The following is an 18,947-nucleotide window of genomic DNA, read 5'->3' as shown; positions in this document are numbered from 1 at the left end:
CAGGCGCGGTACCTGCGGATCAACATCATCGCGCCGACCAACAACAGCGACACCGCCGCCCGTATCTACGAGTTCGAGGCGTTCGCCTCCTGATGAACGGCGAGCCGCCGGCGCCCTGGGGTGAGGGCGCCGGCGGCTCCGCCTTGTCGCGGGCCTTCGCTCAGGTCAGGGCGCTGACCCGGGCGCGGTCGACGACGACCACGCGCTGGGCGTCGCCGTAGTCCCACTCGACGATCTCGCCGGTCGTCGTGCGCACGGCCAGGGTCAGCGGGGTGCCGGCCACGTCGACGGTGAAGCCGAGCGTGCCGGCCCTGGCCGGGCCGCGGTACGCGAGCCCCGGCAGCCCGGCGACCACGCGCAGGACGGCGGCCCGTTCGGCGCGGTCGAGGTACCGCAGCCCGATCAGGTCCAGCACGCTCGTGACCGCGGTCGGCCCGGCGACCTCCAGGGCGCCCGGCGGGTAGTCGGTCACCGTGGCCGGCCCGGGGCCGCCCCGCCCGGTCAGCCGCCGCTCGGCGAGCCGCCCCGACCCGTCGGCCGCGCGCCACCGCACGCTGTCCCACACCACCGCCCGCCCGCCGCTGCGGGTCACCCGCCGCAGGTGGATCCGGCTGTACTCCCCCGCCGTCACGTCCCCCGGCGCCGGCCCGGCCCGCTCCGCGACGGTGAGCAGCCGCTCGGCCGGGCTGAGCCCCTCGGCGAGCGCGACGGCCTGCCCGGCGGTGCCGGCGGCGCCGCCGGGCGGGGCGAGGCTCGCCGCCCACATCAGCGCGGCCACGGCGACCGCCGCGAGCCCCCCGACCACCGTCCGCTCCACCGCCGCCACACCATGCTCAACCCGGCAGCCCGCCCGGCGGCATTCCTCATTTCGGGCGGATGAAACGCCCCGAACACCCGATGGCCGGCGTTCGGCCCGCGCCGGCCGGGGAAGCCGACGCCGATGCGTGCCATCGTGATCGAGGGGTTCGGCGGGCCGGAGCACCTCGTCTACCGGGACCTGCCCGAGCCCGAGCCGGTGTCCGGGCAGGTCGTCATCGAGGTGAAGGCGTTCGGGCTCAACCACGCCGAGATGCACATGCGGCGCGGCGAGTGGGCCGAGGCCGCGCCGGTCAGCGGGATCGAGTGCGTCGGGATCGTCGCCGCCTGCCCCGGCGGGGAGTTCCCGGTCGGGGCCAAGGTCGCGGCGCTCATGGGCGGGCTCGGGCGCACGATCAACGGCAGCTACGCCGAGTACACGCGGGTGCCCGCGACCAACGTGGCGCTCATCGAGTCGGACCTGTCGTGGGCCGAGCTGGCCGCCATCCCGGAGACGTACGCGACCGCCTGGACCTGCCTGTTCCGCAACCTGGAGGTGACCGCCGGCCAGACGCTGGTCGTGCGGGGCGGCACGTCGTCGTTCGGGCAGGCGGCGATCAACCTCGCGGTCGACGCCGGCGTGCGGGTCACCGCGACCACCCGGCACGCCGACCGCTTCGCGATGCTGGCGGCCCTCGGCGCGGAGCACATGGAGGTGGAGCGCCCGGACCTCTCGCACGGGATGGCCGGCACCGGCGAGGTCGACGCGGTGCTCGACCTGGTCGGCAACAGCACCATCCTCGACTCGCTGGACCTGCTGCGCCGCGGTGGCCGGGCCTGCCTGGCCGGCTGGCTCGGCGGCCTGGCCCCGATCCGCGACTTCAACCCGCTGCTGCAGATGGCCAGCGGCGTGTACCTCACCTTCTTCGGCAGCTTCGTCTTCGGCAAGCCGGGCTTCCCGCTCTCCGACGTGCCGCTGCAGGAAATCGCGGAGAAGGTGGCGGCCGGCCGCCTGCCCGCGAAGCCCTCCCGCGTGTTCCGCTTCGACGAGATCCGCGAGGCCCACGCGGTCATGGAGTCGGGCGAGGCCCGCGGCAAGATGGTGGTGGTCCGCTGACGGCACACCCCGGCCGGCCTGATCAGCGCCGGTAGTGCAGCACGACCACCCCGTTGCCGAGCGGCTCGGCGGCGCCCTCCAGGGTGCGGCTCACGACGTGCGTGCGCAGGTGGGCGTAGGGGTCGCGGATCCCGGCGTCGAGCGCCGAGCGGCTCACCGCGCCGCAGCGATAGTGCGCGCATCTGAGCACTTGGTGACAGCACCTCGATCACTTTGCTGACCACGGAGCGTGAACCTGGCCCGTACGTTCTCCTCAGTCACGACAGCGACCAGAGGGAGAACTGGTACCAGATGGGCCTCTTCAAGCAGATGAAGGACCTCCGCAACGTTGCCGCGCAGGCGCCGGGCATGGTGGCGCAGGCGCAGCAGACGGCCGCCGCCGCGCAGGCCTACGCCGCGCAGCAGCACGCCGCCTACGGCGCCACCGGCTACACCGCCGCCAACGCGTTCGGCGCCCCGGTCAACACGGGCATCGCCGCCGACGACCCGCGCCTGGCCCCGATCGCCGGCGTCGACCTCGTCATGTACGCCCGCATCTCGAAGGCCGCCTCGCAGGAGGGCCTGAACGTCGACGGCCTGCTGCTCAAGGCGCAGAGCTTCGGCGTCCCGGCCGAGGCGTGGCAGGAGGCCGCCGCCGGCTGGCCGCAGCGCATGCGCGGCGACACGCAGCTCGCCGTCCACTACGGCAACGTCTTCGGTCAGGTCTGAGCCGTGGGCCTGTTCGGCGACCTGCGCAAGCTGCAGCGGCAGGCGAAGGAGATCGACCGGACCTGGGACCCGGGCGCGCAGCTGCGCGCCGGCATGGCCCAGATGCAGCACGTCGAGCAGCAGCTGCAGGCCCAGACCGCCGACCTGGAGCTGGTCCGCACCGGCGTGCCGGGCGCGGCGACGATCATCGGCCTGGCCGACACCGGCACCCGGGTCAACCTTGAGCCGCTCGTGCGCATCAGCCTGCTGGTGGAGGTCGCCGGCCGCCCGCCGTACCCGGTGACCCGCGAGGTGCTGCTCCCGCTGCACGCCTCGGCCCAGGCCGGCGTCGGTCAACGGGTGTCGGTGCTCGTCGACCCGCGGCAGCCAGACCACATTCTGGTCCGGTGGGGCGTTCCGGTCTGAGCCCATTTATACATCCACCTCGGTGAACGCCGGTCGACAACTCCGTCGGCCGGCGCTGCCGTTCAACCACAGGTCAACCGGCGTTCATGAGCAACTCATAGCGTGCGCGGAACTTGAACACGACTTCCAATCCCGCGCCGAGGAGACCCATGACAGAGCCATACCGCCGCCCCCTGCCGTTCATCGGTACCGCGAAGGTGCCTTCGCACGGCGGCCGTGACCGTATGACCTGCCTGTACCGCTGCGGCAACGCCTGTGACCACCCGGTGCCCAACCAGTCCGCCAACGAGTACTTCGGCGACCTGATGACCAGCGCCTCCAGCAGCGCTTCCGGTGAGGTCACCCGCCGCGGCATCATGCGCGGCGCGTTCGTCGTCGGCCTGGCCGGGGCGGGCGTCGCCGCCGGCGCCGTGCCGGCGATGGCCGCCCCGGGTGGCGGGGCGTCCGAGCCGGACGTGCTCGTGCCCGAGGTCGACACGTTCGCGTCGAAGGCCCCCGAGTCGTCGCAGCTGACCTTCAAGGCCGTCACGCCCAACCAGGTCGACGGCATCGTGGTGCCCAACGGCTACGACCACGCCGTCGTCATCAAGTGGGGCGACGAGGTCGTCCCGGGCGCGCCGCGGTTCAACGTGGCGAAGCAGACGGCCGACGCGCAGTCGAAGCAGTTCGGCTACAACAACGACTTCGTCGCCGTGCTGCCGCTGGACCGTCACGGCGAGCGGGCGCTGCTCGTGTGCAACCACGAGTACACCAACGAGGACCTCATGTTCCCCGCCTTCCCGGGCATGGACGGGCTCTCGGTGGAGCAACTGAAGGTCGCGATGGCCGCGCACGGCATGTCCGTCGTGGAGCTGGAGCGGGTCGGCAGGTCGGGCCGGTGGGAGCCGGTGACCCGCGGCTCGCGCCGCTACAACCGCCGCATCACCGCGCTGGCCACGAAGTTCGCGGTCACCGGCCCGGCGGCCGGCAGCGCGCTGCTGAAGACCAAGGCCGACCCGACCGGCCGCGTGGTCGTCGGCACGCTGAACAACTGCGCCGGCGGCGTGACCCCGTGGGGCACGATCCTGTCCGGCGAGGAGAACTTCAACCAGTACTTCGTGGGCGCCGAGACGTCGACGGGCGCCGACAAGGACCGGTTCAACCGCTACGGCATCGACACGGTGAACCGCTACCCGTCGGGCAGCCGCAAGTGGGACCGGGCCGACGAGCGCTTCGACCTGACGAAGAACCCCACCGAGGCCAACCGCTTCGGCTGGATCGTCGAGGTCGACCCGTTCACCCCGGGCTCGACCCCGCGCAAGCACACCGCGCTGGGCCGGGTGAAGCACGAGGGCGCGAACGTCATCATCGCCAAGAGCGGCAAGGCCGTGGCCTACATGGGCGACGACGAGCGGTTCGACTACCTCTACAAGTTCGTCTCGGACAAGAAGTTCGACAGCGGCAAGTCGGACTCCGCCCGCCGGCACAACCTGACCCTGCTGGAGTCGGGCACGCTCTACGTGGCGAAGCTCGGCTTCACCTCGGCCGCGGAGATCGACGGCTCGGGCAAGCTGCCGTCGGACGGCGCGTTCAACGGCACCGGCACCTGGGTGCCGCTGGTCAAGGACGGCAAGTCGCAGGTCCCCGGCATGACCACCGAGGAGGTGCTGGTCTTCACCCGCTTCGCCGGTGACGCGGTCGGCGCCACCAAGATGGACCGTCCCGAGGACGTCGAGCCGAACCCGAACACCGGCAAGATCTACGTCGCGCTGACCAACAACACGGCGCGCGGCCCGGCCGGCAAGGCCCCCGCCGACGAGGCGAACCCGCGCACCAACAACAAGCACGGCCACATCTTCGAGATCACCGAGGACGGCGGCGACCACACGGGCACCACGTTCACGTGGACGATCCCGATCGTCTGCGGCGACCCGAAGGACCCGGCCACGTACTTCATGGGCTACGACAAGAGCCTGGTGTCGCCGATCTCGTGCCCGGACAACGTCGCGTTCGACGGCGCCGGCAACCTGTGGATCGCGACCGACGGCAACGCGCTCGGCACCAACGACGGCCTCTTCGCGGTGCCGCTGGAGGGTCCGGAGAAGGGCCACCTCAAGCAGTTCCTGACGGTGCCCTACGGCGCCGAGACCTGCGGCCCGTGGATCCACACCGACAACAAGAGCGCGTTCGTCGCCGTGCAGCACCCGGGCGAGATCTCCGGCGCCTCGGTCGAGAAGCCGGCGTCGAACTGGCCCGACGGCGACTTCGCCAAGCCGGGCATCGCCGTGGCCTGGCGGGTCGACGGCCGCAACATCGGCGTCTGATCCGGTTGTACCGCTGAAAGCCGGCCGTTCGGGTCCTCAGGATCCGAACGGCCGGTACACCATGAACACCACGATCACGCACACGATCACCAGCGACAGCACGGCGGCCCCGCCGAGCCGGTCGGCGAGCGCGCTCAACCGCTCCCGCTCGGCGTCGTCGGGCTCGTCGAGGGCCGCGACCGCCGAGCGCCGCTGCAGCAGCCGCGCCGCCTTGCGCAGCGCCGGCACCGTGTAGGCGGCGGACACGCCGAGCAGCACCACGTACAGCGTCGACGAGATGATCACCCACGGGGTGCCGAAGGTGTACCGCGGCGTCGCCGCCACCGCGAACGCCCCGAACAGGGCGACGACGACCGACCCGGCCGTCGCCCAGCGCCCCGCGACGAACGCCTGGCGCGCCTCGTCGGCGTCACCCCGGCGGATGGCCCGGCGCCCCCAGAACCCGGCGAGCACGAGCGGCCCGATGAGCAGGACCGCCGCGAGCACGTGGATCAGGACGACGAACCGCTCCATGCGCTCACCGTACGTTCGCGCCCGGATCCGGCGGGTCACCCCGGACGAATGGCGCCCGATGCCCCCATCACCGGCCATGGTGTACGCGTCCCAACTACCGGAACGCGAACGTACTCAGGGGGAACTCATGACGAGTGCCACGGCCGAGCGCACCCAGGGCCGCACGATGGAGCGCGAGGGCGAGGACGTGCTCCACCCGTTGCTGCTCGCCGCGTTGATGTCGCGCCGCGAGGAGTCGTCCGAACGGATCTTCGAACACCCGCTGCTCGTGGCCGCGCTCGCCAAGCGGCGGGCCGAGGGCGAGAGCATCTTCGAACACCCGCTGATGATCGCCGCGCTCGCCAAGCGCCGCCGCGAGGAGGGCGAGAGCATCATCGAGCACCCGCTCCTGCTGGCGATGATGATGCGCCGCCGGGAGCGCGGGGAGAGCATCATCGAGCACCCGCTGCTGCTGGCGATGATGATGCGCCGCCGCTCGGAGGAGGGCGAGAGCGGCATCGAGCACCCGCTGCTGCTGGCGATGATGATGCGCCGCCGCTCGGAGGAGGGCGGGGGCGGCATCGAGCACCCGCTGCTGCTCGCCGCGATGCTCGCCCGCCGCTAGGTCACGAGGGAGCCCGCCATGCCGGCCGAGCCGTCCGGCGATCACGAGCAGACACCGCAGGTGGACTCGCTGATCGACGATCTCATCCACGACATCCTCAGCGACGCGGGGCGCGCGCCGGGCGCCGCCGCCCGGGGACGGCCTTCACCGGCCTCGTCGCTGATCGACCTCATCCTGACCCAGGGCGCCCGCGGCGCCGGCGGCTCCCTCGTCGAGCGGGTGCTGCTCGCCGAGATGCTCGCCGGCGCCATCGCCGACGCGCTCGCGCCGGCGCTCGCCGAGGCCCTCACGCCCCGGCTGCTGCAGGTCATGGAGGGCGAGGGCGGCGGTGCGCCGACGCACGGTCGACGCCCCGACGCCACCAAGTCCACTCCGTCTACTCCGCCCACTCCGTCCAGCCCTGCATCCCGCAAGTCCGACGCGAAGTAGCGTCAGCAGCCGATCCGCGACGCCCCGACCGCCACGTCGTCGAACCACAGCGTGTCGTCGCCCGTGCCGTACGCCTCCCAGCCGAGCCGCAGGTCGGCCGGCTGCGGCCGCCAGGTGCGGGACAGCCACTGCTGGTCGATGTCGGCGGTCGGGGTGCCGTCGACGGTCAGGCCGGGCACCGCGGTGCCGTCCAGCCACGTCGACAGGGTGCCCCGGCCGTCGACCATGAACTCGACGCAGGTCCACGTCCCGGTCGGCAGCGGCCGGCTCTGCGCCACGCCGGCCGGGCTCTGCGCCGGCAGGGTGGCGTCGTCGGACTCGCGGTTCCACTGCAGGGCGCCGTTCTGGCCGCCGAGGCGCAGGTCCTTGCCGCCGTCGCCGTTGTCCTTGAGGGCGGCGAAGGCGACGTGCGCGCTGGGCAGCGCGGTGTTGTGCCGCACGTAGAACCGGCCGTACCACACCGAACCCAGGCCGCTGAGATCCTTCGTCGGCTTCAGCATGACGTGGTTGCAGTAGCCCGCCTTGCCGTCGATCCGGACCGACTTCGTGCCGCCGTGCCGCACGGCGGTGTCGACCGTCGCCGTGCCGCTGCCCTGGCAGTTGGCGAACGACAGCCCCCAGGCACCGGACACCGTGCTGCCCGTCTGGCTCTCGAAGCCGTCGCAGAACGCCGCCGCGCCGCAGTTCGTCGCCGGGGGCGGCCCCGACATGCTCACCGACGGGCTCGGCGAGGTGCCGGGCGGGCTCTGCGTGGGCTGGGTGCCGCCGGCCGCGGTACACGTCGGCTGGGGCAGCGGCGTGCTGGGACCGTTGGCGAGGAAGCCGAACATCGTGCTGCCCTTGGCCGGCACCGTGCCGTTCCAGGCCACGTTGGTGGCGCTCACGCGGGTGCCGGACTGGCTCACGGTCGCGTTCCACCCCTGGGTGACGACCTGCCCGCCGGTGTAGTCCCAGCCGACGGTCCAGCCGCTGATCGGCGACGTGCCCGGGTTGGTGACGGTCACCGAACCCTGGAAGCCGCCCTGCCACGAGCTGGCGACCTGGTAGGTGGCGGTGCAGGTGCCGCCGCTGCCGGGGTTGCCGGGGTTGCCCGGCCCGGAGCTCGACGGCGCCGGGCTCGACGGGCCGTTGCTCGACGGCGGCGGGCTGGACGGACCGGTGCTGCCGCCGATGCCGGTGACCTCGCCGTGGCCGCCGTCGAAGACCACGTCGGAGCAGTTGTAGAACGTCTCGGTGCTGTCCGAGCGGGCCCACATCGAGTAGATGATGTGCCGGCCCGACTTGTTCGACGGCAGGCGCCCGGTCCAGTAGTAGTGCCCGTCGGTGGTGCCCGGCGCGCCGACCATCGGCGGGTTCGTCACCTGCAGGAACGGCGTCGGCTCCAGGTCGCCCCAGGAGAGCGGCTTGAGCGGGTCGAAGCCGTCCTTCGTGATGAACAGCGAGAACGTGCCCGGGTGGGCCGCCCAGTTGCTGTAGTCGAACTCCATGCTGGCGCCCGTGGTCAGGTGCGTCACCGGCCAGTCGTTGCGGGCCAGGTCGAAGCCCGAGAAGTCGTAGACGGTGGCGTTGGCGCTGCACAGCTTGCCGTCCGGCAGGAAGCCGGAGATCCGCCCGGCGCCGTCCGAGCGCAGCTGGGCGAACCAGTTGTACAGCGAGTTCGGCCCGCTCTGGGCGACGGCGGCGGCGCAGGCGGGGTTCTTCGGGTGGATCGCGCCGGTCGCGTCGAGGCCGTCCTTCCAGCACAGGTACGTCCGGCTCCCCGGCTGCATCATCGCGCCGTGCGCGGACGCCGGGCTCGCGGTCAGCACGACGGCGGCCGCGCCGGCCATCGCCGCGGCGAGCCAGAGCGCCACTCTTCGTCGTCGGTCCACTGCATCTCCTCGGTCATCGATCTCGGTCACTACATCCGGATTGAAGGCCGCTGACCAGCGCATTGACAACGGCGAGGGCGTCACGGAGCGCGATGTCCAGGGTTTTGGGATGAAAGATTCATCACCTGCCGCTATCCACGGGCCTGAGGGGTCGATAGGCTTCCGACGCTCAGTGCGCCTTTTGTCCCCCCTCCCGCGAGAATCATCGAGGTTTGGCCATGGGTTCATCCGCTCCCCTGCGGATCGCTGTCGTCGGCGCCGGCATCGGCGGGCTCGCCACCGCCATCGCCCTGCGCGCCAAGGGTCACGAGGTCGTCGTGTACGACCAGGCGAGCGAACTGACCGCGATCGGCGCCGGCATCGCCCTCGGCGCGAACGGCATGAAGGTGCTCGACCGCATGGGCCTCGGCCGGGCGGTCCGCGACGCCGCGTCCAACCTGCAGCGCATCCAGTTCCATCACTGGAAGACCGGCGACATCTTCTACGAGCACCCGATGGGCGACTGGTACGACGAGCGCTTCGGCGGCCCGTTCCTCGGTATCCACCGGGCCGACATGCACCAGGTGCTGCTCGACGCCTACGACGGGTCCCCGATCCTCGGCCACCGGGCCACCGCGGTCCGCGAGTCCGAGGACGCCGCCGAGGTCGAGTTCGCCAACGGCACGACCGTCACCGCCGACGTGGTGATCGGCGCCGACGGCCTGCGCTCCGCCGTCCGCGAGCACGTCACCGGCCCCGACGAGGCCGTGTTCTCGGCGATGAGCTGCTACCGCGGCCTGGTGCCGGTCGAGAAGGTCCCCGGCGGCGACGAGATGGGCCTGACGTTCTTCCTCGGCCCGAACCGGCACCTCGTGGTGTATCCGGTCCGCGGCGGCGAGCTCATCAACTTCGTCGCCTACGTCCCCGACCCGGAGTGGACCCTGGAGTCCTGGTCGTCGAAGGCCGACTCGGCCGAGGCGGTCGCCGCGTTCGCGGGCTGGAACGACACGGTCACCACGATGCTCAGCAACGTGCAGGAGACCGGCCGCTGGGCCCTCTACGACCGCGAGCCGCTGCGCCGCTGGAGCACCGGCCGGGTGACGCTGCTCGGCGACGCGGCCCACCCGATGCTGCCGCACGCCGGCCAGGGCAGCAACCAGGCGATCGAGGACGTCGCCGTGCTGGCGGCCCTGCTCGACACGCCCGGCCTCCCGGTCGCCGAGGCGCTGCACCGGTACGAGCAGATCCGCAAGCCGCGGACCCGGCAGATCCAGATGGGCTCGCGCGGCAACGCCGCCTGCTTCCAGCTGCCGGACGGCCCGGCGGCCGACGAGCGCAACGGCCGCCTCCTCGCGTTGCCCGACAACGTGGCCTGGATCCACGGCCACGACCCGGAGTCGGATCTCACGCCGGTGGCGTGAGCCTGTCGAAAACCCGGTCTCCCGTTCGACGCGTCAGTGAGGCACCGCTTCCTGACACGTCGAACGGGAGACACATCATGACCACCCCGACCACCCCGACCACCCGCACCGTGGCGGCCGCCGCCGTCGCCGCCCCCGTGTTCGTCGCCGCCGCGCTGGCGCAGGCCGCGACCCGCGACGGCTACGACCTCACCCGCCACCCCGTGAGCATGCTCGCCCTGGGCGACCTGGGCTGGATCCAGACCACGGTCTTCGCCGTGACCGGCCTGCTCACCGTGGCCGCCGTCCCCGCCGCCCGCCGCCTGGTGGGCGGCTGGACCCCGCGCCTGCTCGCCCTGATCGGCATCGGGCTGCTGATCGCGGCGGTCTTCCGGATGGACCCGTCCGACGGCTTCCCGATCGGCACCCCGGCCGGCCCGCCGTCGTCGCTCAGCTGGCACTTCGTCCTGCACAACGTGGGCGGCAGCCTGTCGTTCCTCTCGATGATCGCCCTGTGCTTCGTCCTGTCCCGCCGCCTCGCCGGCACGTGGCGCTGGACCGGCCGGACGGCCGGCGCGCTGTTCGCGGCCGGGCTCGCCTGGGCCATGACCGGCGGCGCGGCCGGTTTCCTCACCCTCTTCCTGGGCGACGCCGTCGCCTGGCTGTGGATCGCCGCCGCGCTGCTCCGGGTGGCCTCACGCGGTGCCGGCGACTGACCAGGCGCGGGCCGGCAGGGTGAACGGGCCGTCCGGGAGGGCGGCCCGCACCCGGTCGCGGATCGCCGCGCGGTGCGCCTCGGGCAGGGACATCAGGTAGCCGGGGGCCGCCCCCTGGCCGCCCAGGAACGGGGTCCAGTAGTCGGCGAAGTCCGCGAAGGTGGTCTCGATCTCGATCGGGGCCACCGCGACGTCGCGCAGCCCCGCCGCCGACCAGGCCGCGCGCAGGGCGTCCGGGTCGCAGAGCGGGAAGCGCGGGCCCTCGTCGAGTGCGGCGGCGGCCGGGTCGACGGCGATCGCCGCCTGCCAGAAGCGCCGCATCATGTCCATGCCCCCGGCGTAGTCCCAGACGTAGGCCGCGACCACGCCGCCGGGTGCCGTGACCCGGGCGCATTCCCCGACCGGGCCGGCGGCCGGGCCGGGGACGAAGTTGAGGGCCAGGCCGCTGATCACCGTGTCGAAGGTGGCGGTCGGATACGGCAGGGCTCGCGCGTCCGCGACCGTGAACACGGCGTGCGGGACCGCCGCGCGGGCGGCCCGGACGAAGCCGAGGGAGCGGTCGACGCCGGCCAGCAACGACGGCTGCGGCACCGCCGCGGACAGGGCGCCGGTGCCGCAGCCGAGGTCGAGCCAGCGGCCGCCCGCCGGGCGGGCCAGGCGGGTCAGGAAGACGGCCGCCACGCGGCGGCTCCAGCGGCCGACGTACGCGTCGTAGGCGTCGCCGGCCTCCCAGGTGTCGTACGTCATGCCATCGAACCTTACGGGTGCGTCCGGGGAGCTGTCCGGGGTGCGACCCGGATGTCCCGGCCGGCCGGACGGACGAGGCCGCCGGCGGTGCGGGCCGGGCGGTCCGCCGGGTTGGGGCCGGTGCGCGGGCGCTCGGGCACCGGGCCGCGCACAAGCTCGTAGCGGTCGAAGTCGTACTCCAGGACGCCCTCACCGCGGGTCAGGCCGGGCAGCGCCTGCTGCAGCCCGTGGACGTCGGCGGCCGGCACGTCACCCTCCAGCCGTCCGGGCAGGCTCAGCAGGGGCACGGCGCGGTGGCGGCCGAGCGCCCGCAGTACCACACCTGAAACGTCCGGGGGGAACTCCAACCGGAACCGGTGGACGGGCTCGAGCACGGCGGTGCCGGCCTCGCGCAGCGCGTCCATGAGGACGAGCGGGGTCAGGTTCCGGAAGTCGCCGGCCGTGCTCGACATGCTCTTGTCGAACGTGCCGTGGGCGTGGCTCTGCCGGGCCCAGTAGCCGGCGTGGGTCATGGTGACCACGCAGTCGGTGGTGCGCCAGCCGTGCAGCCCCGCCCGGAGCGTCTCGTGGACGGTCTCCTCGACCGCGGCGAAGAACGCCGGCGGCATCGAGCCGCGCTCGACCCCGAGCCGGAACGCGACGCCGGAGCCGGACGGCGCCGGGTCGACCCGCAGCCCGACCGTGGCGAGGAACGGGTTCGGGGCGACGCCGATGTGCTCGACCGCGGCGCCGGTGCCGGCCGGGCGCTCGACGCAGATCGTGGTGCTCTCCCGGAAGGTGACCGCGAGGCCGTACTCGTCGCGCAAGGTGGCCTCGACGACCTCCTTCTGCACCTCGCCGTAGAGCGAGACGCGCAGGTCCTCGGCCCGCAGGTCGATGAGCGGGTCCTGCTCGGCGAGCCGGGCGAGGGCCGCGTGCAGGGCGCCGCGCTCGGCCGGGTCGGCCGGCACCACGACGCTCTCCAGGGTCGGCGGCGCGAACTGGCGGCCGGCGCCCAAGGGCGGCTCGCCGACCGGGTCGCCGATCCGCACCGACGCCAGGCCCCACAGCTTGGCGATCCGCCCGGCGGTGACGGCGTCGCGGCGCACTACCCGGCCCGCGTCGAAGACGCCGATGGCGGTGACCTTCTCTTGGAGGAGGTGGTCGCGGACGTGGACGGCGCCGGAGAACATCCGCACGTACGCCACCTTCTCCCCCGCCGGCCCCCGCTCCACCTTGAACACGGTGCCGGACACCGGCCCGGACGGGTCGCCGTCCCCGGTGGGCAGGCAGTCGCGGATCGCGGCGGTGAGCGCGTCGATGCCCTCGCCGGTGATGGCGCTTCCCTTGTACACCGGATGCAGCTGCAACGCCCGGGTCTGCTGGGCGAGCTTCGCCCGCACCTCGGCGGCGGGCACCGCGCGGCCGGCGACGAACGCCTCGAGCAGCTCGTCGTCGTGGTCGGCCAGGGCCTCGACGACGTCCTTCCAGGCCGGGGCGAGCTTGACCGCGAGCTCGCCGAGCACCCGCTCGGGGTCGGCGCCGCGCCGGTCGGTCTTGTTGATGAAGATGATGGTCGGGATGCGCAGCCGGCGCAGGGTGCGCATCAGGATGCGGGTCTGCGCCTGCACGCCCTCGACGGCGGAGACGACGAGCACGGCGCCGTCGAGCACGCCGAGGACCCGCTCCACCTCCGCGATGAAGTCGGGGTGGCCGGGCGTGTCGATGAGGTTGACGGTGACGTCGTCGATCGCGAACGACACGACGGCCGAGCGGATGGTGATGCCCCGGCGCCGTTCGAGGTCGAGCGAGTCGGTCTGCGTGCTGCCGTCGTCGACGCTGCCGAGCTCGTCGATGACGCCGGCGGCGTGCAGGAGCCGCTCGGTGAGGCTGGTCTTACCGGCGTCGACGTGCGCCAGGATGCCGAGGTTGAGGATGCGCGAAGGCAAGCGTCATGTCCCTTGGTCCGAGGATTGGGTGGGTGGACATGAAGGTTGCTCGCACGACGGTCTCCTTTCCTGGCGTCTGTTCGCAGTCAAACACGGGCGTCAAGGCGTTTGTAGAAGAAGCTGCAATCCTCCAGCACGCCGGCCGGGTTCGCGGCGTAGTCGGGCACGACGCCGTACCGGGTCCAGCCGGCCGTCTCGTACAGCCGCTCGGCCGGGCTGTCCTTGGCGGTGTCGAGCAGCAGCAGGCTGATGCCGCGGCCGGCGGCGGCCCGCTCGGCGGTCTCCAGCAGCGCCCGGCCCAGGCCCCGGCCGCGGGCGGCGCGGTGCACGATGAGCTTGACGACCTCGCCCCGGTGGCGGCCGTTGGCCTTCGGCTCGGACGCGAGGCTGACCGTGCCGACGATCGCGCCGCCGTGGTCGTGTGCCGCCCAGACGGTGAGGCTGCCGTCGGCCACCGCGGGGCCGCGGGCCCGCCACCACTCGGCCGCCTGCTCGGGGCCGAACGGGTCACGGAAGCCGAGCGAGGCGCCGCCGGCGACCGCGTCGGCGAGCACGCGGCCGAGGTCGTCGGCGGTGTCGGTGTAGGCGTCGGCGCCGAGTTTCCGGATCATGTGGGCCCCTCCCGTTACGGCAGGACGATGAGCAGGACGTAGCGCGCGGGGTCCGGCCCCGGGCAGTGGAACCTCGATCGTCCCCAGAGGCGGTATCGCAGGCAGTCGCCCGTGGTCAGCCGGTGCTCGGCGGCGCCGACCGTGAGCGAGAGTGCGCCGCCGAGCATCCACAGGTGGTGCTCCAGGCCGGCGACGGGCGGCACGTCGTACTCGATGTCGGCGCCCGGCCGCAGCGTGCCCTCGACGACCTCGCCGCGCAGCCCCGGGTGCGGCGGCGAGACGGAGCGCCGCACGAAGCCGGAGGCGTGGTCCTCCCAGACCGGCTGCCGGTCGGCCGGCACCAGCCGGGGCGGCTCGGGCTCGACCTCGGCGAGCAGCCGTGAAAGGGTGCGGCCGTACGCCGCGCAGAGCTTGTTGAGCAGGGACGCGGTCGGGCTGATCTCGCCGCGCTCGAGCCGGGACAGGGTCGAGCGGCTCACGTCCGCACGCTGCGCGAGGTCGTCGAGCGACCATCCGCGCTCGGTGCGCAGCTCGGCGAGCCGCCCGGCGAGCCGCTGTTCAAGCTCGGTTGCTCCCACATCCGGGACGATATCCCAGATCTGGGATGCGAGCTACTTCTTTTCGCGGTTGGCCTCCTGCAGCCGCTTCCACTGCGCTTTGGCCTCGGGGCTCCAGCCCTGCATCGCACCCTCGACGGTCGCCGGCCCGAAGATCTTGAACAGGAAGTCACCGATCCGGTCACGCTTCGCCATCACGCCATCCTTGGTGTACAAATTATTTGTGTGCCAAGAGTTTGCCATGCGGGCCGCATTCCGGAACAGGGCATAGTGGTGGTCGTGACGAACGCCGCAGACCCGGTTCCCGACCCGCTCGCCCTGGAGCGCCAGGTGTGCTTCGCGCTGGCGGTGGCGGCGCGCAGCGTGATCGGCGTCTACCGGCCGCTGCTGGAGCCGATGGGGCTGACGCATCCGCAGTACCTGGTGATGCTGGCGCTGTGGCAGCACGCGCCGCTGTCGGTGACCGACCTGAGCCGCCTGCTGCAGCTGGATCCGGGCACGCTGTCGCCGCTGCTGAAGCGGCTGGAGTCGGCGGGCTACGTGACGCGCGAGCGGTCCCGCTCGGACGAGCGGGCGCTGGCGGTGACGCTGACGGAGGCGGGCCGGGCGCTGCGGGCGGAGGCGGAGAAGATCCCGGCGGCGGTGGTGGATCGCCTGGGCATGCCGCTGGAGGACCTCCAGCACCTGCACGCGGTGCTGACCGAGGTGATCGCAGCAACCCGTTCCTGACACCCTCCCACCCGCCGCCGGCTCCATGATCAAGGGAAGCTTCCGGCTGCCCCTCCCAGCGACCAGATGCTTCCCACGATCATGAACCGGGGCCGCGGCAGCGCCAGGGGGAGCGGGTGGGTGACGTCGTGGACCGGGGCGGGTGGAGGCGGGGGCGGCGGGTAGGCCGGGCCGATGGCTGACCAGATGGTGCGGCGGATCCGGGAGGTGATCGCGCCGCTGCGGGTGCCGCCCGACACGCGCGTGCGGCTGCCGCGGGACTTCGACCCGCGGTACAAGGCGCGGCTGGCCCGGAAGAAGGACGGCGCCGAGATCCTCCGGCGCGGTGTCGAGCTGCTCGCCGACCAGCAGGCGAAGCTCGCCGCGCAGCGCACCCACGGGCTGCTCGTGGTGCTCCAGGCGCTCGACGCGGCCGGCAAGGACAGCACGATCCGGCACGTCATGAGCGGCGTGAACCCGCAGGGCGTGCACGTGCACAGCTTCAAGCAGCCCTCGGCCGAGGAGCTCGACCACGACTTTCTGTGGCGGTACACGAAGCGGCTGCCCGGCCGGGGTGAGATCGCCATCTTCAACCGGTCGCACTACGAGGAGGTCCTCGTCGTCCGGGTGCACCCGGAGCTGCTCGACCGCCAGCGTATCCCGCCGTCCGCGCGCCACGGGAACGTGTGGCGGCGGCGGTACCGCACGATCAACGCCTGGGAGCGCCACCTGGTCGGCAGCGGGTTCCGGATCGTGAAGCTGTTCCTCAACGTGTCGAAGGAGGAGCAGCGGCAGCGCCTGCTGCAGCGGATCGACCGGCCGGACAAGAACTGGAAGTTCTCGATGAGCGACGTGCAGGAGCGCCGGCGCTGGGACGACTACCAGGCCGCGTACGGCGACATGCTCTCGAGCACGAGCACCCCGTGGGCGCCGTGGCACGTGATCCCGGCCGACCGCAAGTGGTTCGCCCGGCTCGCCGCGTCGGCGGTGATCGCCGATGCCCTGCTCGGCATCGGCGCGCACTTCCCCACCGTCGACGCGGCGACCCGGCGCACCCTGCAGAAGGTCAGGGCGAGCCTGGAGGCGTCAGGTTCCGCTTGAGGCGAACGACGCCACCTCCGCCGCGGTCAGGGCCCGGCTGTAGAGCCGGGCGCTGTCGATCGCGCCGTCGAGGTACGGGTCCGCGTACTGCGACCGGCCGAGCCAGTTCTGCGTGGTGTTGCCGAGGTTCGACGGGCTGAGGGTCATGGCGGTGTTGCGGGCGACCTCCGCCCCGTTGACGTACAGGATGCCGAGGTTCCCGCTGCGGGTCACCGCGACGTGCGTCCACGCCCCGGCCGGCAGCGCCGCCGGCGCCTCGATGCGCTGCTCCCCGCCCGAGCCGGACGACGTGATCGCGAACCGGGCCGTGCCCGTGCTGGAGCGCGGGGTGAGGAACATGTTCACGCCGCTGCCCGAGCCGAAGTCGAAGACCCGCGACCAGGTGGTGAGCGTGTCGATGCGCACCCACAGCGCGATCGAGAAGTTCGTCGCGCCGTTGAGGATGCCGGTGGGCAGCGCGACGTAGCCGTTCGTGCCGTTGAGGTTCACCGCGTCGCCGGTGCGGCCGGCGACGAACGACGTGTTGACGCCGGTGGCGGTCCTGCCGTTGCCGGTGGCGTCGGTGTACGCGCTGTCGAACGGGTAGTGGGCGACGAACTGCGGCAGCGGCTGGGTCGTCGTCACCGACCAGTAGACGGAGTACCGCTGGCCGTGCACCTTGTAGAACGGTGCGAGCGTGACCCCGCCGGCGGTGTACTGCAACGGCGTCGACGTCGCCGTCAGCGACGACGGGTTCAGCGACGGCAGCGCCGAGAGGTTGGCCGTCCCGTAGAGCCCGGCCAGCACGATCGGGCCGACCTTGACCGCCTGCACGGTGCTGTTGTCGTTGGTCGCCTCGCGGGTCAGCGCCATCGGCAGCGTCACCTGCACGACGTCGCCCGACGCCCAGGTGCGGTTGATCGTGGCGTACGCGCCGGGCGCCGGTGCGGCCTGGGCGGTGCCGTTGACGGTGATCGCCGCGCCGTTCGCCCACCCGGGGATCCGGATGCGCATGGTGAACGCGCCGGAGCCGGTGACGGTGAGCCGGGTGGAGCCGGCCTCGGGGAACGACGTCTCCTGGCGGACCGTGATGCCGCGGGCCGACCAGGTGAGCACCGACGGGATGAACAGGTTGACGTAGAGGGTGCTCGCGTTGTCGTGGAGGTAGATGGTGTCGCCGTACTTGGTGTTGCTCTCCATGCCGGTGCCGTGGCAGCAGACGAAGCTGTTGTAGTCGTTGCTGTACGTCTTGATGCCGCCCGCGCGCAGCGGCACGTAGTAGCACTGGAAGCCGTGCGACGAGTTCGGGTCCTGCGAGGCGAGGATGTGGTTGTACAGCGCCTTCTCGTAGTAGTCCATGTAGTCGGCGCGCGCCGGGTTGGTCATGAACAGCAGCCGGGTGAGCTTGAGCATGTTGTACGAGTTGCAGCACTCGGCGGTGGTGTCGGACAGCTCGCTCGCGATGCGGTCGGGTGCCTTGAAGTACTCGCCGTTGGAGTTGCCGCCGATCGCGTACGTGTGGTGCCCGACGACGATGTCCCAGAAGTTCACGGCGATGTCCCGGTACCGCGTGGTGCCGGTCGCGTGGTACTCCCGGATCGCCCCGACGACCTTCGGGATCTGGGTGTTGGCGTGGTAGTTGTTCAGCGCGTCGGTGTTGGACGCCAGCGGGTCGAAGATCTCGGCGTGGTCGAACTGCTGCGCGGCGGCCAGGTGCGCGGCGGTGCCGGTCAGCTGGTAGAGGTTGGTGAGCACCTCGTTCATGCCGCCGAACTCGGTGTCGAGCATGTTCTGCCGCTGGGTCTGGGTCAGCCGGTCGTTGCGGAACTTCACCCACGACGCCATGCCGGTGAGCACGGTGAGCGCCTGCGCGTTGCCGGCCAGCAGGTGCATGTCGAGCAGCCCGGCCATGATCTTGTGCAGGGTGTAGTACGGCGCCCAGACCGACTGCCGCGCCTCGACCCGGTCGATGAAACTCTCCGGGAACGCGCTGAGGTAGCCGGTGTTGAAGCCCGCGGTGGCGGCGCGGGCCTGGCACTGGGCGAGGACGGTGACGAGCGCGTCGCCCTTGGTCTTGAACGCGGTGTTGCCGGTGCTCGCGTAGGCCTGGGCGAGGGCGGAGAGCAGGTGCCCCATCGAGTGCCCGCGCAGCTCGGTGGTCGGCGACTCCCAGCCGCCGCACGCGGTGGCCGACGACGACAGCCCGACGTTGAGCCGGAACGTGTGCAGCATCCGGTCGTTGTCGAGGAACAGCAGGTAGGACTGGGTGCGGGCGGTGTTGGCGCTGAACGGGCTGGTCAGCAGCGCGACCGCGGAGAGCGGGAAGGCGTAGAGCGAGACGCCGGTGTCGGGCCGGGCGGCGGTGGCGGCCGCCGTGGTGCCCAGCTCGACGAGTGTCGTGGCTCCGACGGCGGCGGCGCTGCCGGCCGCGCTCCTGAGGAGCGTTCGACGCGAGACTGGCATGGTTCCTCCCTGG

At 72.3% G+C, this 18,947-nt stretch carries 20 protein-coding genes and 1 pseudogene; 10 read left to right on the top strand and 11 right to left on the bottom strand.

Annotated features, from left to right (window positions below; genetic code table 11):
- Positions 1-160: 160 nt before the first annotated feature.
- Positions 161-817: a hypothetical protein gene (locus IEZ31_RS42290; protein ID WP_190255763.1), complete on the bottom strand. Its 657-nt coding sequence runs from the start codon at positions 815-817 to the stop codon at positions 161-163.
- 123 nt (positions 818-940) lie between these two features.
- Between IEZ31_RS42290 and IEZ31_RS42285 the strand changes: the two genes are divergently transcribed.
- Positions 941-1,912: a zinc-binding alcohol dehydrogenase family protein gene (locus IEZ31_RS42285; RefSeq protein WP_190255762.1), complete on the top strand. Its 972-nt coding sequence runs from the start codon at positions 941-943 to the stop codon at positions 1,910-1,912.
- Positions 1,913-1,934: 22 nt separating this feature from the next.
- On the opposite strand, the gene IEZ31_RS57275 is transcribed toward IEZ31_RS42285, so the two are convergent.
- Positions 1,935-2,102: a hypothetical protein gene (locus IEZ31_RS57275; protein WP_229836580.1), complete on the bottom strand. Its 168-nt coding sequence runs from the start codon at positions 2,100-2,102 to the stop codon at positions 1,935-1,937.
- Positions 2,103-2,203: 101 nt separating this feature from the next.
- On the opposite strand from IEZ31_RS57275, the gene IEZ31_RS42275 reads away from it, so the two are divergent.
- The 3 genes from IEZ31_RS42275 to IEZ31_RS42265 all read left to right on the top strand — a co-directional run bounded on the left by IEZ31_RS42275 (position 2,204) and on the right by IEZ31_RS42265 (position 5,328).
- Positions 2,204-2,620, top strand: coding sequence for a hypothetical protein (locus tag IEZ31_RS42275; RefSeq protein WP_190255761.1), 417 nt, complete (start codon positions 2,204-2,206; stop codon positions 2,618-2,620).
- A 3-nt stretch (positions 2,621-2,623) separates the two neighbouring features.
- Complete coding sequence (locus IEZ31_RS42270) at positions 2,624-3,025, top strand: hypothetical protein (protein ID WP_190255760.1); 402 nt, start codon at positions 2,624-2,626, stop codon at positions 3,023-3,025.
- A 149-nt stretch (positions 3,026-3,174) separates the two neighbouring features.
- Complete coding sequence (locus tag IEZ31_RS42265) at positions 3,175-5,328, top strand: PhoX family protein (protein WP_190255759.1); 2,154 nt, start codon at positions 3,175-3,177, stop codon at positions 5,326-5,328.
- Positions 5,329-5,364: 36 nt separating this feature from the next.
- Here the strand turns inward: IEZ31_RS42265 and IEZ31_RS42260 are convergent, their stop codons facing one another.
- Entirely contained in the window at positions 5,365-5,841 is a 477-nt protein-coding gene (locus tag IEZ31_RS42260) for a DUF2269 family protein (protein ID WP_190255758.1), read from the bottom strand.
- A gap of 127 nt (positions 5,842-5,968) precedes the next feature.
- Between IEZ31_RS42260 and IEZ31_RS42255 the strand changes: the two genes are divergently transcribed.
- Both IEZ31_RS42255 and IEZ31_RS42250 read left to right on the top strand, forming a co-directional pair.
- Positions 5,969-6,445: a hypothetical protein gene (locus tag IEZ31_RS42255; protein ID WP_190255757.1), complete on the top strand. Its 477-nt coding sequence runs from the start codon at positions 5,969-5,971 to the stop codon at positions 6,443-6,445.
- Between the two features lie 18 nt (positions 6,446-6,463).
- On the top strand, positions 6,464-6,874 hold the full coding sequence (locus IEZ31_RS42250) for a hypothetical protein (RefSeq protein WP_190255756.1): 411 nt from the start codon (positions 6,464-6,466) through the stop codon (positions 6,872-6,874).
- 2 nt (positions 6,875-6,876) lie between these two features.
- On the opposite strand, the gene IEZ31_RS60380 is transcribed toward IEZ31_RS42250, so the two are convergent.
- Both IEZ31_RS60380 and IEZ31_RS60375 read right to left on the bottom strand, forming a co-directional pair.
- Positions 6,877-7,584, bottom strand: coding sequence for a hypothetical protein (locus tag IEZ31_RS60380; protein ID WP_505661140.1), 708 nt, complete (start codon positions 7,582-7,584; stop codon positions 6,877-6,879).
- Between the two features lie 57 nt (positions 7,585-7,641).
- A pseudogene (locus IEZ31_RS60375) lies at positions 7,642-8,703 on the bottom strand (lytic polysaccharide monooxygenase auxiliary activity family 9 protein); the annotation flags it as partial.
- 260 nt (positions 8,704-8,963) lie between these two features.
- Here IEZ31_RS60375 and IEZ31_RS42240 point away from each other — a divergent pair.
- Together IEZ31_RS42240 and IEZ31_RS42235 are read left to right on the top strand one after the other, a co-directional pair.
- Complete coding sequence (locus IEZ31_RS42240) at positions 8,964-10,145, top strand: FAD-dependent monooxygenase (protein ID WP_190255755.1); 1,182 nt, start codon at positions 8,964-8,966, stop codon at positions 10,143-10,145.
- 77 nt (positions 10,146-10,222) lie between these two features.
- Positions 10,223-10,840 (top strand): DUF998 domain-containing protein, encoded by a 618-nt coding sequence (locus tag IEZ31_RS42235; protein WP_190255754.1) that lies wholly within the window; start codon positions 10,223-10,225, stop codon positions 10,838-10,840.
- On the opposite strand, the gene IEZ31_RS42230 is transcribed toward IEZ31_RS42235, so the two are convergent.
- The 5 genes from IEZ31_RS42230 to IEZ31_RS42210 form a co-directional block, all read right to left on the bottom strand.
- On the bottom strand, positions 10,820-11,587 hold the full coding sequence (locus IEZ31_RS42230) for a class I SAM-dependent methyltransferase (RefSeq protein ID WP_190255753.1): 768 nt from the start codon (positions 11,585-11,587) through the stop codon (positions 10,820-10,822). The two genes, IEZ31_RS42235 and IEZ31_RS42230, sit on opposite strands and share 21 nt — an antisense overlap.
- Before the next feature lie 11 nt (positions 11,588-11,598).
- Positions 11,599-13,515 carry an elongation factor G gene (locus IEZ31_RS42225; RefSeq protein WP_229836577.1) on the bottom strand — a complete coding sequence of 639 codons (1,917 nt, stop codon included), beginning with the start codon at positions 13,513-13,515 and terminating at the stop codon, positions 11,599-11,601.
- Positions 13,516-13,601: 86 nt separating this feature from the next.
- Positions 13,602-14,126 carry a GNAT family N-acetyltransferase gene (locus IEZ31_RS42220; RefSeq protein ID WP_190255752.1) on the bottom strand — a complete coding sequence of 175 codons (525 nt, stop codon included), beginning with the start codon at positions 14,124-14,126 and terminating at the stop codon, positions 13,602-13,604.
- Positions 14,127-14,140: 14 nt separating this feature from the next.
- Positions 14,141-14,704: a helix-turn-helix domain-containing protein gene (locus IEZ31_RS42215; RefSeq protein WP_229836575.1), complete on the bottom strand. Its 564-nt coding sequence runs from the start codon at positions 14,702-14,704 to the stop codon at positions 14,141-14,143.
- A gap of 33 nt (positions 14,705-14,737) precedes the next feature.
- Complete coding sequence (locus IEZ31_RS42210) at positions 14,738-14,878, bottom strand: hypothetical protein (RefSeq protein WP_190255751.1); 141 nt, start codon at positions 14,876-14,878, stop codon at positions 14,738-14,740.
- An 84-nt stretch (positions 14,879-14,962) separates the two neighbouring features.
- On the opposite strand from IEZ31_RS42210, the gene IEZ31_RS42205 reads away from it, so the two are divergent.
- Positions 14,963-15,412, top strand: a complete 450-nt coding sequence (locus IEZ31_RS42205) for a MarR family winged helix-turn-helix transcriptional regulator (RefSeq protein WP_190255750.1) — start codon at positions 14,963-14,965, stop codon at positions 15,410-15,412.
- Positions 15,413-15,586: 174 nt separating this feature from the next.
- Complete coding sequence (locus IEZ31_RS42200; RefSeq protein WP_190255749.1) at positions 15,587-16,492, top strand: polyphosphate kinase 2 family protein; 906 nt, start codon at positions 15,587-15,589, stop codon at positions 16,490-16,492.
- Here IEZ31_RS42200 and IEZ31_RS42195 read toward each other — a convergent pair.
- Positions 16,478-18,934: a glycoside hydrolase family 127 protein gene (locus tag IEZ31_RS42195; protein WP_190255748.1), complete on the bottom strand. Its 2,457-nt coding sequence runs from the start codon at positions 18,932-18,934 to the stop codon at positions 16,478-16,480. The two genes, IEZ31_RS42200 and IEZ31_RS42195, sit on opposite strands and share 15 nt — an antisense overlap.
- Positions 18,935-18,947: the final 13 nt, after the last annotated feature.

Origin of the sequence: Dactylosporangium sucinum, from assembly GCF_014647515.1 — a bacterium.
Classification (GTDB): domain Bacteria; phylum Actinomycetota; class Actinomycetes; order Mycobacteriales; family Micromonosporaceae; genus Dactylosporangium; species Dactylosporangium sucinum.
This window is presented reverse-complemented; position numbering and strand designations above follow the sequence as displayed.